The organism is Massilia sp. DD77 (assembly GCF_036961685.1).
GTDB lineage: Bacteria > Pseudomonadota > Gammaproteobacteria > Burkholderiales > Burkholderiaceae_D > Telluria.
Genome location: NZ_JBAMDH010000021.1, coordinates 22787 through 36187, shown reverse-complemented (window position 1 = coordinate 36187; position 13401 = coordinate 22787). Strand labels below are relative to the sequence as shown.

The following is a 13401-nucleotide window of genomic DNA, read 5'->3' as shown; positions in this document are numbered from 1 at the left end:
TTTCATTTGTAGGGTTGGCGGCTAAAGCCGCCGACCCTGCGCCTCACCATCCGATATCGCGCAGGAGCGGATAGCTGCGGCGGCCGTCGGCCCCCAGCACCATCTTCGGCTGGAACGGCGCCAGTCTCGGGGCCGGCGCGGCGCGCTGCAGGGCTTGCAGCTCGGCGGCGGTGGGCGGACGCATCTGTCCCGTCTGGGGATCGCGCACCACGATCATGCCTTCCTGGCCGGCGGCCTGGTGCTCGGCTTGAGGGGCGGCCCATGCCGCCGCGCAGCAGGCGGCAAGGGGAAGGAGGAAAAGCAGTCGGCTGGGTCGCATGGCGGGTCTCCTGTTCACGTGCGGGGCATTTCACTCAAAAATGCATGCTTACCGGACCGGGCGGCGCCGGCCGAAGGCGAGCAGGCCGGCTCCGCCCGCGATCAAGAGCCAGCTGGCCGGTTCCGGGATGGCGGTGACCACGCTGACCGTGTCCAGTCCGACGTAGTCGAGGTCGGCGGCGTCGCCCCGGTAGCGGAAAGCGAATCTCCCTGGTCCTTCGACCCTGAGACCGCGGTTCCATTGCTGCCATTGCGCCGGAAAACCATCGCCCCCGATGGTGGCGAGCAGGGTGTCGAAGGCCTCCGGGCCGGTTCCGCTGCCGGCGGCGAAGCGCACTTCGATCCGGTCGTCGAAGCCGGGCGTGCCGGCGCGCTTGGTAAAGAAGGACAGGCGGGTCCAGCCGCTCAGGTTCAGGAGCGGCGAGACGAGCCAGTTGTCGACCAGGCCGACGCCGTTGGCGGCGCCGAGGAAATTGGCGGCCGCATAGGCATCGTCCGCGCCCGATTCGACAGTAAACACGCCGGGATTACCCTGGAACCAGCCGGCGCCGGGCGGCATGCTGTGGTTCACCAGCCTCCAGTCGCTCAGGGCGGTAAGATTGTCGAAGCCTTCGCTCAGCACCTGGATCGGGGCGGCGTGGCTGGCATGGGGAAGGCAGGCCGCCATGGCGAGGGCGGCTGCCGTGAAGTGGAAGGACAGTCGGTTCATGGAGTGTGTGTGTGCAGGGCCAGTAGGATGGTGGACCGCTCGCGCTGGCTGACGACGAGGCCATTGTTGTCTCGATGGTATGATCAAAAAGACAACTGATATTGATGTGTATATAAGCAGATAAAGCGTGTGCGCAAAGCAGTAGGGTCGGCGGCTGTACCGCCGACGCGTTCACGCGGCCCATGCCGGCATGCATGTGCCAACGATCCCCGCGTCGGCGCCGAAGCCGCCGACCCTACGCAAAAAAAAACGCCTCCCGAGGGAGGCGTGATAAGGACAGAAGAAGCGAAGATCTAGCGCCGTTTCGCCAGCCAGCTGCGCATCCGCAGCTTGCCCACGATCCCGATCGGAAAGAAGTAGATCGACAGGATGAACAGCACGCCCAGCCACAGCATCCAGCGGTCCGGGTGCAGGGCCGCGGCCAGCACCGGTACGCCTTCCAGGGCCGACGTGCCGCTCGCCATCAGATTCTTCAGGTAGTTCTGGGCGAGGATGAACAATGTGGCGCCCACCACCGCGCCGTACATGGTGCCCATGCCGCCGATCACGACGATCAGCAGGATGTCGGTCATCACCTCGAAGCCCAGCGAATTCTTCGGCCCCACGTAACGCACCCACAGCGCCATCAGCGCGCCGGCCAGCACCGCCACCAGCGCGGCGAAGCAGTTGGCCCAGATGCGGTAGACCATGGTGCGGTAGCCCAGCGCCTCGGCGCGGAACTCGTTCTCGCGCACCGCCTGCAACACCCGGCCGAAGGGCGAGTTCACCAGGCGCAGCAGGAACAGGAAGAGCAGCAGGCAGCCGAAGAACACCAGGTAGTAAGTGAGCAGCTTGCCGTCGATCGAGCGCCCGAAGACTTCGTTCTCCATCAGCTGGAAGCCGGGGGAGAGCACTTCCGGCACGCTGAAGGTCAGGCCGTCCTCGCCGCCCGTGAACTCCGACAGCTGCGAGGCCAGCACCGCGAACGACGATGCGACGGCCAGGGTGATCATGGCGTAGAAGATGGCGCGCACGCGCAGGGCGAACAGGCCGACGACCAGGGCCAGGGCGAGCGCCAGCAGCACGGCCAGGGCCAGGCCGCCGAGGGCCGCGCCCCAGGTGGGCTCGTCGACGCGCGACAAGGCGATGCCGATGCCATAGGCGCCGATCCCGTAGAACATGGTGTGGGCGAAGGATACGATGCCGGTATAGCCGAGCAGCAGGTCGTAGGAGGCCACCAGCACGATATAGACGCAGATGGTGGCGGCCGTGTTGAGCAGGACTGCGCCCGTGGTCAGGAAGGGCGCGAGCGCCAGTCCCAGGAAAATCAGGAGCAGGATGGCGGACAGGGCGCGACTGCGCGGCTTGTCGCCGGATAGAAGCTGGTGCAGCATGGTCAACCCCGCATTTTCGAATAGAGGCCCGCCGGGCGCCACAGCAGGATGGCGATCATCAGGATGATGTTCGACACCAGCGCGACCTTCGGGGCCAGGAAGCTGGCGTAGTTCGCCACCAGGGCCATGAGCAGGGCGCCGATGAAGCAGCCGCCCACCGAGCCCAGGCCGCCGATGATGATGACGATGAAGATCAGGACCATCAGCTCGCCGCCCATCGCGGCCACCAGGGTTTCCTTGTACAGGCCCCACAGCACGCCGCCCAGGCCGGCCAGCGCAGAACCGGCCGCGAACACGGCCACGAACAGGCGGCCGATGCGGTAGCCCAGGGCTTCGACCATTTCGCCGTTCTCCACGCCGGCCCGGATCAGGAGGCCGAGCTTGGTGCGGTTCAAGGTCAGGAACATGGCCACGAACACCACCAGGCCCACCACCACCGCCACCAGGCGGTATTTCTCGATGGCGGCGTCGCCCATCAGGATGGCGCCGCGCAGGGCGGTCGGCAGCGGCAGGGCGATGGTTTCGGCGCCCCAGATCACGTGGATCAGCTGCTCGGCGACGATCATGCCGCCCATGGTGATTAAGATCTGCTTCAGGTGCTGGCCGTAGACCGGCTTGATGATGATGCGCTCGAAGGCCCAGCCCAGCAGGGCGGTGGCGATCATGGCGACCGTGACGGCGAGCAGCAGCACGCCGAGGTTGACCAGCAGCGAATCCATCTCGAGCCAGCCGCGCATCGGCAGCAGCACCAGGGTGGCGGTGAAGGCGCCCACCGAGACGAAGGCGCCGTGGCCGAAGTTCAGGACGCTCATCAGGCCGAAGACCAGGGTCAGGCCGCTGGCCATGATGAAGTACATCATGCCCATCGCCAGCCCGGCGACGGTGAGGGTGACCCAGGTGGGGAAGCTGCCGACCAGGGGCAGCATGGCCAGCATCAGCAGCGGCACCAGCAGCAAGGGCGCGATGTCGAGCTTGGCCGCGGGCAGCGCGGCGTCCGCATTGGCAAGGGGAAGGGTGGCGCTCATGGTCTTTCCTATTGGTGGGAGTCGAGCGAGAGCCCGAGCAGGCGCTGCTGGAGCAGCTCGTCGCCGGCCAGGTCGGCCATCGCGCCGGCATGCACCACGCGGCCGTCGTCCATCACGCCGACCGTGTCGCCAAGCGTGCGCACGAAGTTGAAGTTCTGCTCGACCAGCAGGATGGTGGTGTCGGTCTCCTTCAGCTCGCGGAAGGCCGCCATCAGGCTCTGGACGATGGCCGGGGCCAGGCCCTTGGTCGGTTCGTCGACCAGCAGCAGCTTGCGCGGTTCGACGATGGCGCGGGCGATGGCGACCATCTGCTTCTGGCCGCCCGAGAGGTTCCCCGCCGGGTAGTTCCAGAATTTCTTCAGGGCCGGGAAGAAGCCGCAGATCCAGTCGACCCGCCCCTGGTCGAGCGGGCCGCCGCGCGCGGCCAGGTAGAGGTTCTCGCGCACCGTCAGGTCGGAGAACACGGCCATGCTTTCCGGGACATAGGCGATGCCGGCGCGCGCGATGTCGGGCGTGGCCATCTTCGTGATGTCCTGGCCGTCGAAGCGGATGCTGCCGCTGCTGGCCTTCCACAGGCCCATGATGGTGCGCAGGGTGGTGGTCTTGCCGGCGCCGTTGCGTCCCAGCAGGATGGACAGGCCGCCGCGCGGCACCACCAGGTCCACGCCCTGCAGGATGTGGTACTGGCCGATGTGGGTATGCACCCCGGACAGGGTGAGCAGCGCTTCGCCCGCGGATGCCGGTTTAAGCATGTTGGGATTCGGGTGTTCCAAGATAGGCTTCCTGTACGATCTTCGATTGCATGACGTCAAGCGGCTTGCCGTCGGCGACCAGGGTGCCGTTGACCAGCACGACGATGCGGTCGGCCAGCTGCCGCACGACGTCCATCTTGTGCTCGACCAGCAGCACGGTCTTGTTACCTTCGTCCTTTACCTGCTGGATCAGATCGAGCACCACCGGCACCTCGTCCACGCTCATGCCGGCGGTGGGTTCGTCGAACATCATGATCTCGGGTTCCAGCGCCAGCAGGATCGCGACTTCCAGCTTGCGCTGGTCGCCATGCGACAGAGCGCCCACGGGCATGTCGCGCCGGCCGATCAGGGACACGCGCTCCAGGTAATGCTCGGCGCGCGCGATCAGCTCCTTGTGGCTGGACCAGATCGAGAAGAAGTTCAGGCCCATGCCGGCCCGGCTCTGCACCGCCAGGCGCACGTTCTCGATCACCGTCAGGTTCGGAAACAGGTTGGTGAGCTGGAAGGCGCGGCCGATGCCCATACGGGTGCGGTGCGCCGGCCCCAGGCGGGTGACGTCCCTGCCCTTGACCGTGACCTTGCCAGAGCTGGCGGGCAGCTGGCCCGACACCAGGTTGAAGTAGGTGGTCTTGCCGGCCCCATTGGGGCCGACGATCACGGTCAGGGTGCCGGGGTAGAAGTCGGCCGTCACCGCGTTCACCGCGACGTGACCGCCGAAGCGGATGCTCAGGTCGCGGGTCGAGAGGGAGGCCTGGGCGGCGGAAGAAGTCATGTCAGCGCTTGTTCCGGACCGGCAGCGGCATCTCGGACGCAGGGATCTCGCGCACCAGTTCCAGCAGGTCCCATTCGCTCTTCTGGTCCTTCTTGATGCGGAAGTGGTACATCGGCTGGATGGCCTGGTGGTCTTCCTTGCGGAAGCTCATGGTGCCCTTCGGCGTCTCGAAGCTCATGCCCTCCATGGCGGCCGCCATCTGGTCGCCGTTGCCGCTCGGGACCTTGGACAGGGCCGCGACCACCGCGCTGGCCGCCGCCATGCCGCCGGCGGTGAACATGTCGGGCGGGGCCTTGAAGCGCCTGGTGTGTTCAAGCACCAGCCAGTCGTTCATCTTGTTCTTGGGGAAGCCGTGGTAGTAGTAGATCGTGCCTTCGGTGCCGGCGTAGCTCTTCCAGGTCTTCATCACCGGCAGGATGTTGCCGCCCGGGGCCAGGGAGATGCCGTAGCGCTGCGGCTGCATGTCGGCGATCTTGTTCATCGGGTTGGGACCGGCCCAGACGATGCCCAGCACGCGCGGCTGCGGCTTGTCCTTGAGCGCGTCGAACAGGCGCTGGGTCGAGGCGGTGAAGTCGGTGGTGGTCATCGGCGCGTATTCCTCGTGCACCACCTTGGCTTTGCTGCCGGTGGCGGCGAGGGCTTCCTTGCCGGCCTTGATGGCGTCGCGCCCGAAGGCGTAGTCCTGGGCCAGGAAGCCGATGCTGCCCTGCTTCAGGGTCGAGGCGGCGGCCAGCGCATCCTGCATCGAGTTGCGCGCGGTGCGGAAGATGTATTTATTCCACTTGTCGCCGGTGATGGCGTCGGCCACGGCCGGCTCCACGATCAGCACCTTGCGGTATTCCTTCGCCACCGGGAGCATCGCCAGCGCCGAACCCGAGGAGGTGGTGCCGACCGCGATGTCGACCTTGTCGTCGCCGTAGGCCTCGGCCAGCAGGGTGCGGCCCAGGTCGGGCTTGCTCTGGTCGTCCTTGACGATCACCTTGATCTTGCGGCCGTTGATTTCCATCTTGCCGCCCGTGAGGTACTCCAGGCCCATCATGAAGCCGGTCTCGGTCTCCTTGGCATAGGCTTCCAGCGCACCGGTCTTGCCGGCGATGAGGGCGACCTTCAGGTCCTTGCCCTGGGCCAGCACGCTGGGTGCGGCGCCCGCGGCGCAGGCGGCCAGGACGGCGAGGGCGAGGGGTTTGATCAGGTGGTTCATGTTGTCTCCTTGTTCTGTCTCAGGGCACCGTGGCCAGGAAGGCGCGGATGGCGTCCAGCGCCTCTGGCTCGGTCAGCATCGGCGCGTGGCCGACATTCGGTACTTCCACATACTGCAGTTCCGGTGCGGCCTTGCGCATCCAGGCCGCCTGTTCGGGTTCGACCAGGTCGGACAGCGCGCCGCGCACCAGCAGGGTGGGGCGGCGCCGCGCCAGCCGGCGGAAGGCCATGCGCGCAGCCAGCGAGGTCGGGGGGAGTTTACCCGTTTGCAGGGCGTGCGCGATGTTCGGATCATAGCGCGGGCTCAACAAGCCGTCATCGCGCTGTTCGAAGGCGCGTCGCGCCCACTTGTCCCATTCGTCCTCGCTGTTGGCGGGGAAGGCGCACAGGTTGATGTCGCGTACGTGGCCCGCGGCTTCGCCCCACGAGGCCACCGCGCCGGACTTGCCGGCATAGCCGGCGATACGGTCCAGGCCGCGCGCCGACATCACCGGGCCGATGTCGTTGATGACGGCGGCCGCGATCAGGTCGAGGCGGCGCGCGGCCAGGGTCATCGTGATCAGGCCGCCCATCGAGGTGCCGATGAAGACGGCGCGCGCGATGCCCAGGTCGTTCATCAGCTTGATGACGTCGCCGGCATACACCATGGGCGAGTAGTTGGCCGGGTTCGGATCGCGCGCCGAGTGGCCGCGGCCGCGCACGTCGACCGCGATCACGCGCCGGCCCTGGGCCGCGATCAGGGGAGCCAGCTCGTCGAAGTCGGACGAGTTGCGGGTCAGGCCGTGGATGCAGATGACCGGCAGCCTGGCCGGTCCCGGCGCGGCGCCGGCGCTCGCCGTGGCCGGATAATCGCGCGCGTACAGCGCCAGCCCGTCGCCGCTGGTGTAGCTGATTGGAGTGAAGGTGGACACGCTGGCTTATCCTGTTGGTTCGATCTTTGAAATGAGTGCACTCGCAAGTCACCCTGGATAGTTGGCGTGTGAACGTCATCCCGGCGCAGGCCGGGATCCAAGTTTTCCATGCGCCGTCGAAACGCTGAACTTGGGCCCCGGCCTTCGCCGGGGCGACGTGCTGATGCCAACGCAGGGAGCGACTGGAAGGCCGCGCTGCCTTAGAAACGGTACTCGACGGTCGCCGAGACGGTGCGCGGGTTGCCGTAGAAGGCCGTCAGCGTGCCTTCGTTGCCCAGGGTCGGGAACAGGTAGCCGGCGGTCTTGTAGCGGGTGTCGCCCAGGTTCTTGCCGTGCAGGCCCGCGCGGATCTTGCCGTCGGTACGGGTCCAGACGATGCTCGCGTCCCAGATGCGGTAGGAGTCCTGGTCCAGCAGCGAACGGGTCTCGAACTGCGCGGTGGCGCCCTTGTACGACCAGCTGCCGATCAGCGAGAGCTTGCCGTCGCGACCCATGACCGGCATCGCGATGTCGTAGTTGGCGCGCAGGTTGGCCGAGTTCTTCGGCGTGTTCTGGAAGGTGCGCTGGCCCGCCACGTTGACGCCGGCCACGATGTAGTCCTTGTACTCGGCGTCGATGTAGCTGTACATGCCGGCGATCATGAAGTCGCGGGTCAGGTTGGCGATCGCTTCCAGCTCCACGCCCTTGATCTTGGCCTTGCCGGCATTGGTGGTCACGCCGGCGAAGCTGTCGTCGCGGCCGTCGCCGTTGGTGTCGATCGCCACCGAACCCGGGATCTGCACGTCCTGGTAGTCGCTGTAGAACACGGCGGCGTTGGTGGTGATGCGGCCGCCGTTGAAGGCCGACTTCAGGCCCAGTTCATAGGTCTCGATGGTTTCCGGCGCATAGCCGGCGCGCGCGGTGGAGAGCGGGATGCGGGTGCCGACCACGTTCAGGCGCGGGTCGAAGCCGCCGCCCTTGAAGCCTTCCGAGTACGAGGCGTAGACATTGTGGTCCTGGTTCATCTTCCAGTTCAGGGCCACGCGCGGGGTGAACTTCTTGTCCTCGCGCTCGAGCACGCCGCCCCGCAGGTCGGTGTCGGTGCGGAACAGGACCGCGCCCGTATTGCCCAGGGCCGGCGTGCCGCCCAGGCCGAAGTAGATCTGGCGCAGGATCTCGGCCTCGCGCTTGTCGACCGTATAGCGCCCGCCCAGCGACAGGCTCAGGGCGTCGGTCAGCTGGTAGCTGCCGTCGGCGTAGACCGCCCAGGCCTTGGTATCGATGTCGCCCATCGTGTAGGTCGAGGTCGCGACCGCGCCGGCCAGGATGGTGTCGAAGTGGTTGAAGGCGTTGGCGTCCATGAAGTAGACGCCGGCCACGCCCTGCAGGCGCTCGCCCGAGTAGGTGAGGTTGAATTCCTGGCTGAACTGCTTGTTCTTGTACAGGGCCGGCACTTCCATGTCGACCACCGGCAGGGCGTCGAAGTCGATCGGCGCGTAGGAGCGGTCCTTGCGCGCGGCGGTGATCGATTTCAGGCTCCAGGCGGGGTTGATGGTGTACTCGACGGTGGCCGAGACGCCGTAGGCCTTGACGTCCTGGTCGTGGCCCAGGGCCTTGGTCAGGTTGCCGCGGGTGTCGAATTCGTTCGACAGGATCGGGGCGCCGCTGGTGCGGCCGACGATCAGGCGGTGGCCGTTCTTCGGATTCGAGTCGTCCTGGGTGATGTCGCCGGCGATGCGGATGAACAGGTCCTGGTTCGGGGTGAACTCGGCCGACAGGCGGGCCGCGGTCACGTCCTTGTCGTAGTTGCCCTTGCCGGTGAACAGGTTGGTGCCGAAGCCGTCGCGCTTGAAGCGGGCGAAGGTGCCGCCGATGCGCGCGCTGTCGGTCAGCGGGGTGCTGGCGGTGACCACGGCTTCCTTCTGGCCGTGGTTGCCGACCGTGCCGCGCAGGCGCACGTCGGTGTTCGGGCCCAGCTTGCGGGTCACGTACTTGACCGCGCCGCCGATCGTGTTGCGGCCGTACAGGGTGCCCTGCGGGCCGCGCAGCACCTCGATGCGCTCGACGTCGTAGATGTCGGCCACGGCCGCCTGCGGGCGCGCCAGGTAGATGTCGTCGACATAGATGCCGACGCCCGACTCGAAGCCGGCCAGCGGGTCGGCCTGGCCGACGCCGCGGATGAAGGCGGTCAGGGTCGAGTTGGTGGCGCGCGAGGCCTTCAGGGTGGTGTTCGGCAGGGCCAGGGCCAGGGCGGTGACGTCCGGCACGGCTTGCTTGGAGAGCTGGTCTGCCGAGAAGGCGGTGACCGAGACCGGCACGTCCTGCAGGGTCTCCTCGCGGCGGCGGGCGGTCACGACCACCTTGGCGGGAGCCGCCTCTTCGGTCGAGGCGGCAGCCGGGACGCCGGCGGCGTCCTGGGCGTGCGCGGCACCGATCGTGCCCCCGGACACGGCGAGCAGGGCGATGGCGGACTGGGTCAGCAGGCTCAGTTTCTTCTTGGTCAGACGCATTCTTGTCTCCTTGTTTTTAGTCGGCATGCGTTCAAGATTTCGCATGGTTCGCAGTGTGCCTCGGTTGAGTTTGGTTGAATAGGCAACAATCGATCACCCCTTTGTGCATTAATGCACAACCCGCTTTGATGCCGTTGTGCACAGATTCACAGCGTCTTGACAGGGAGGATGCGCTAGGTAGCAACTCCTGCAGCCCGCGCACGCGCCGGCGCAAGCTGGATGAGCTAAACGATTGCAGGGGGAATGTGCACTAGTGCACAATATGTCATCTTGATATCGGACAACGACCCATGAATACGCTGCCTGAGTGGACCGACCTGCGTTTCTTCCTGGAGCTGGCGCGGGCCGGCACCTTGTCCGGGGCCTCGCGCCGGCTCGAGGTCGAGCACACCACCGTGGCGCGGCGTATCGACCGGCTCGAGACCCAGCTCGGCGCCACCCTGTTCGACCGCAGCCGCGAAGGCTACGAGCTGACCGAGGTGGGGCTGGCGCTGCTGCCGCACGCCCAGGCGATGGAAGGCGCGGCCCTGGCCGCGGCCGAGCAGATCGGCGGGGCGGAGGTGGCGGCGGCCGGGGTGGTGCGCCTGGGCGTGCCGGAAGTGTTCGGGGTGCGGGTGGTGGCGCCGCTGCTGGCCGGCCTGCTGGAGCAGCATCCCGACCTCTCGATCGACCTGCTGGCGCTGCCGCGCTTCGCCAACCTGGCCAACCGCGAGGCCGACCTCGGCGTCATGCTCGATCCGCCGACCACGGGACGCTACGTGGTCACGCGGCTGGCCTCGTTCCGCTTCTACCTATACGCCGCGCCGGCCTACCTGGCGCGCCATCCGCCCATCCGCCAGCAGTCCGACCTGGCGCGCCACGACTTCGTCGACTACGTCCAGGACCGCCTGGCCAGCCGCGAACTGTCCTACCTGAACGAATTCGGCTTCACGCCGCGCCGGCGCATGTGCTGCTCGGGCATGACGGCCCAGATCGAGGCGGCCTCGCTGGGCATGGGCCTGATGATGGCGCCGCCCTATGCGGTGCCGGACGACGGGCGCCTGGTGCCGGTGCTGCCCGGCTTCTTCGCCGAGCGCTCGTTCTGGCTGGCCGCGCCGACCGACCTGTACCGCCTGCGCCGGGTGAAGGTGGTGTGGGACCTGCTGCGCGAGCTGGCGGATAACAATCCGTCGCTGTGGTGGCATAACGGGGATATCGACAACGTTCCGCAGGCGGTAGCGGACCGGTAGGGTTGGCGGGAAGACCGCCAACCCTACCGGCTTATCATTTTCGAATATTCTTACCTGACCCTACCATGCGCAGCCAGATCAGCGACGAGATCACCTTCCGCAAGCTCGAAATCCTGCTCGCCTACATGGAGGGCGGCAATCTGAACGCGGCCGCGCGCCTGCTCGACATCAGCGCCGTCAGCGTTCACCGCGCCCTGCATTCGCTGGAAGAGAGCATGAGCTGCCAGCTGTTCAGCCTGCAGGGACGCAACCTGATCCCGAACGAGGCCGCCCAGGTGCTGGCCGAGGTGAGCCGCGAGGTGATCAAGCTGATGGCCGACGGCATCGCCGCCACCCGTTCGGCGGCCGGCTACTCGGCCGACCGCCTCAAGCTGGGCTCGCTGTACTCGCTCACCACGGGGACCATCCCCGAAGTGATCATCGGCATCAAGCTGCGTAAGCCCGAGCTGCAGACCGAGCTGGTGCTGGGCTCGAACGCCGACCTGCTGCACAAGCTCAAGCAGAATGCCATCGACGCCGCCCTGATCGCGCTGCCCGAGGCGGACCCGGACGTGGAGTCGATCCCGCTGTTCGAGGACGAGATCTACTTCGCCGCCCCCAGCGGCTCGCCCTACGCCGGCGCCAGGGAGATCGACCTGCGCGACTGCGCGGCCGAGAAATTCGTGGGCCTGAGCGAGGGTTTCATCACCTACCACGGCTTCCAGGAAGCCTTCCGCATCGCCGGCTTCACGCCCACGGTCGTCACCCGCGTCAGCGACATCTTCTCGCTGATGAACCTGGTGGGGGCAGGGATCGGCTACACCCTGCTGCCGGGGCGGGTGCGGCATGTGTTCGGGGATAAGGTCGAGCTGATCCCGCTCAAGCAGGAGTACCTGATGCGCCAGACCATCGGGCTGAGCTTCCTGCGGGTGCGCGAGCGGGATCCGAATCTGCTGGCGCTGGCGGCGGTGTGCCGGATGCTCAAGCATAAGTAGGGTTGGCCGGCTGCGCGCCCCGGCCAACCCTACGGTGAACCAACCATTTCGCTGACAGTAAACATCCCACGCCCCGCGTAATTGATCTCCTCCGGTTTCGCGGCTACCTTATAAAAACCACAAAAAAGAGCATGTCCTCCACCGCGAGAGGCATATATCGGAGACGTTTCACCCCGGCCCGGCCGAGCCCGGCGCCACTTGCGAAGGAGCACCCCCGTGTCCTCTCACATGATTTCCATCTACGTGCTGGCCCTGATGTTCATCGTCGCCACCGTCCTGCCCATCAACATGGGCGTCCTCGCCTTCGTCGGCGCCTTCCTGGTCGGCACCCTGGCCGCCGGCATGACGGCCAAGGGCATCATGGCCGGCTTCCCGGCCGAGCTCTTCCTGACCCTGGTCGGGATCACCTTCCTGTTCGCGCAGGCCCAGAACAACGGCACCATCGACTGGCTGGTGCGCCTCGCGGTACGCGCCGTCGGCGGCAGGATCGCGGCGATTCCCTGGGTGATGTTCGCCATCACGGCGATGCTGACCGCCATGGGTGCGGTCAGCCCGGCGGCGGTGGCCATCATCGCGCCGATCGCCCTCGGCTTCGCCGTCAAGCACAACATCAGCCCGCTGATGATGGGGCTGATGGTGATCCACGGCGCGCAGGGCGGCGGCTTCTCGCCGATCAGCATCTACGGCGGCATCACCAACAAGATCGTCCAGAAGGCCGGCCTGCCGATTTCGGAGATGACGACCGCGCTGGTCAGCCTGGGCTTCAACTTCGGCGTGTGCGTGCTGCTGTTCTGCATGATGGGCGGCCTGCGCCTGATGCGCCAGGGACGCCCGGCCGGCCGCGGCGGCCCCGCGATGCCGGCGATGCCCTTCGGCGCCCAGGTGGCGGTGGCCGCGCAGGGCCCGCAGATCTACGGCGATGCCGAAGGCGAGGCGTCCAGCGAAGACAAGCTGACCCGCCAGCGTTCGGCCGACTCGCTCTCCGCGGTCGGCGCCGCGGGAGGCTCCGGAGCGGCCGCCCTGGCCAAGGCCGAGGACAACGCCGGCCCGACCTTCCAGCAAGTGGCCACCGTAACCGGCCTGCTGGCCCTGGGCGTGCTGACCCTGATGTACAAGCTCGACATCGGCTTCGTCGCCGTCTGCATCGGCCTGGTGCTGTCGCTGATGGCGCCGCAGGTGCAGAAGCGCGCCATCGGCCAGGTATCCTGGCCCGAGATCATGCTGATCGTCGGCGTCAGCACCTATGTCGGCGTGATGCAGAAGATGGGCACCATCGATTTCGTCGGCACCAGCGTGGCCAGCCTGACCTCGCCGCTGGTGGTGGCGCTGCTGCTGCTCTTCGTGGGCGCCATCGTGTCCGCCTTCGCCTCGTCGACCGCCGTGCTGGGCTCCCTGATCCCGTTGGCCGTGCCCTTCCTGCAGAGCGGCACCGGCGTCGATCCGATCGGCTTCATCGCGGCGATGGCGGTGGCTTCCACCATCGTCGACGTCAGTCCCTTCTCCACCAACGGGGCCCTGGTGCTGGCCAGCGCACAGGGCGTCGACCGCGACGTCTTCCTGCGCCAGCTCATGATCTACGGCGGGGCGGTGACGGTGATCGCACCAGTCGTGGTGTGGCTGATGTTCGTCGTGCTGTAATGATGCAGGCC

12 protein-coding genes are annotated in these 13401 nt (G+C 67.0%); 3 read left to right on the top strand and 9 right to left on the bottom strand.

Annotated features, from left to right (window positions below; translation table 11 throughout):
- Nucleotides 1–43: 43 nt before the first annotated feature.
- The 9 genes from V7778_RS14245 to V7778_RS14205 all read right to left on the bottom strand — a co-directional run bounded on the left by V7778_RS14245 (nucleotide 44) and on the right by V7778_RS14205 (nucleotide 9549).
- On the bottom strand, nucleotides 44–319 hold the full coding sequence (locus tag V7778_RS14245) for a post-PEP-CTERM-1 domain-containing protein (protein ID WP_335556278.1): 276 nt from the start codon (nucleotides 317–319) through the stop codon (nucleotides 44–46).
- A gap of 48 nt (nucleotides 320–367) precedes the next feature.
- A complete protein-coding gene (locus V7778_RS14240; protein ID WP_335556276.1) occupies nucleotides 368–1027 on the bottom strand; it encodes a choice-of-anchor J family PEP-CTERM protein in 660 nt (219 codons plus the stop codon).
- A 293-nt stretch (nucleotides 1028–1320) separates the two neighbouring features.
- On the bottom strand, nucleotides 1321–2400 hold the full coding sequence (locus V7778_RS14235) for a branched-chain amino acid ABC transporter permease (RefSeq protein ID WP_335556274.1): 1080 nt from the start codon (nucleotides 2398–2400) through the stop codon (nucleotides 1321–1323).
- Nucleotides 2401–2402: 2 nt separating this feature from the next.
- Nucleotides 2403–3425, bottom strand: coding sequence for a branched-chain amino acid ABC transporter permease (locus V7778_RS14230; RefSeq protein ID WP_335556273.1), 1023 nt, complete (start codon nucleotides 3423–3425; stop codon nucleotides 2403–2405).
- An 8-nt stretch (nucleotides 3426–3433) separates the two neighbouring features.
- Nucleotides 3434–4177: an ABC transporter ATP-binding protein gene (locus tag V7778_RS14225; RefSeq protein WP_335556271.1), complete on the bottom strand. Its 744-nt coding sequence runs from the start codon at nucleotides 4175–4177 to the stop codon at nucleotides 3434–3436.
- A complete protein-coding gene (locus V7778_RS14220) occupies nucleotides 4170–4949 on the bottom strand; it encodes an ABC transporter ATP-binding protein (RefSeq protein WP_335556269.1) in 780 nt (259 codons plus the stop codon). Before V7778_RS14220 ends, V7778_RS14225 begins: the two co-directional genes overlap by 8 nt.
- A gap of 1 nt (nucleotide 4950) precedes the next feature.
- Nucleotides 4951–6150: a substrate-binding domain-containing protein gene (locus tag V7778_RS14215; protein ID WP_335556268.1), complete on the bottom strand. Its 1200-nt coding sequence runs from the start codon at nucleotides 6148–6150 to the stop codon at nucleotides 4951–4953.
- Nucleotides 6151–6169: 19 nt separating this feature from the next.
- The gene (locus V7778_RS14210; protein ID WP_335556267.1) at nucleotides 6170–7060 is read right to left on the bottom strand and encodes an alpha/beta fold hydrolase; all 891 of its coding nucleotides are present in this window, start codon (nucleotides 7058–7060) and stop codon (nucleotides 6170–6172) included.
- Nucleotides 7061–7260: 200 nt separating this feature from the next.
- On the bottom strand, nucleotides 7261–9549 hold the full coding sequence (locus tag V7778_RS14205; RefSeq protein WP_335556265.1) for a TonB-dependent receptor: 2289 nt from the start codon (nucleotides 9547–9549) through the stop codon (nucleotides 7261–7263).
- A 290-nt stretch (nucleotides 9550–9839) separates the two neighbouring features.
- Between V7778_RS14205 and V7778_RS14200 the strand changes: the two genes are divergently transcribed.
- The 3 genes from V7778_RS14200 to V7778_RS14190 all read left to right on the top strand — a co-directional run bounded on the left by V7778_RS14200 (nucleotide 9840) and on the right by V7778_RS14190 (nucleotide 13390).
- Nucleotides 9840–10778 (top strand): LysR family transcriptional regulator, encoded by a 939-nt coding sequence (locus V7778_RS14200; protein WP_335556264.1) that lies wholly within the window; start codon nucleotides 9840–9842, stop codon nucleotides 10776–10778.
- A gap of 65 nt (nucleotides 10779–10843) precedes the next feature.
- Entirely contained in the window at nucleotides 10844–11752 is a 909-nt protein-coding gene (locus tag V7778_RS14195) for a LysR family transcriptional regulator (RefSeq protein WP_335556262.1), read from the top strand.
- A 216-nt stretch (nucleotides 11753–11968) separates the two neighbouring features.
- On the top strand, nucleotides 11969–13390 hold the full coding sequence (locus V7778_RS14190) for an SLC13 family permease (RefSeq protein WP_335556260.1): 1422 nt from the start codon (nucleotides 11969–11971) through the stop codon (nucleotides 13388–13390).
- The last annotated feature ends 11 nt before the right edge of the window (nucleotides 13391–13401 follow it).

Excerpts from the sequence above, each read along its gene's own strand:
- V7778_RS14230 (WP_335556273.1), bottom strand. The coding sequence starts at position 3,425 with ATGAGCGCCACCCTTCCCCTTGCCAATGCGGACGCCGCGCTGCCCGCG.
- V7778_RS14195 (WP_335556262.1), top strand. The coding sequence starts at position 10,844 with ATGCGCAGCCAGATCAGCGACGAGATCACCTTCCGCAAGCTCGAAATC.
- V7778_RS14215 (WP_335556268.1), bottom strand. The coding sequence starts at position 6,150 with ATGAACCACCTGATCAAACCCCTCGCCCTCGCCGTCCTGGCCGCCTGC.
- V7778_RS14245 (WP_335556278.1), bottom strand. The coding sequence starts at position 319 with ATGCGACCCAGCCGACTGCTTTTCCTCCTTCCCCTTGCCGCCTGCTGC.
- V7778_RS14240 (WP_335556276.1), bottom strand. The coding sequence starts at position 1,027 with ATGAACCGACTGTCCTTCCACTTCACGGCAGCCGCCCTCGCCATGGCG.
- V7778_RS14235 (WP_335556274.1), bottom strand. The coding sequence starts at position 2,400 with ATGCTGCACCAGCTTCTATCCGGCGACAAGCCGCGCAGTCGCGCCCTG.
- V7778_RS14220 (WP_335556269.1), bottom strand. The coding sequence starts at position 4,949 with ATGACTTCTTCCGCCGCCCAGGCCTCCCTCTCGACCCGCGACCTGAGC.
- V7778_RS14200 (WP_335556264.1), top strand. The coding sequence starts at position 9,840 with ATGAATACGCTGCCTGAGTGGACCGACCTGCGTTTCTTCCTGGAGCTG.
- V7778_RS14225 (WP_335556271.1), bottom strand. The coding sequence starts at position 4,177 with ATGCTTAAACCGGCATCCGCGGGCGAAGCGCTGCTCACCCTGTCCGGG.
- V7778_RS14205 (WP_335556265.1), bottom strand. The coding sequence starts at position 9,549 with ATGCGTCTGACCAAGAAGAAACTGAGCCTGCTGACCCAGTCCGCCATC.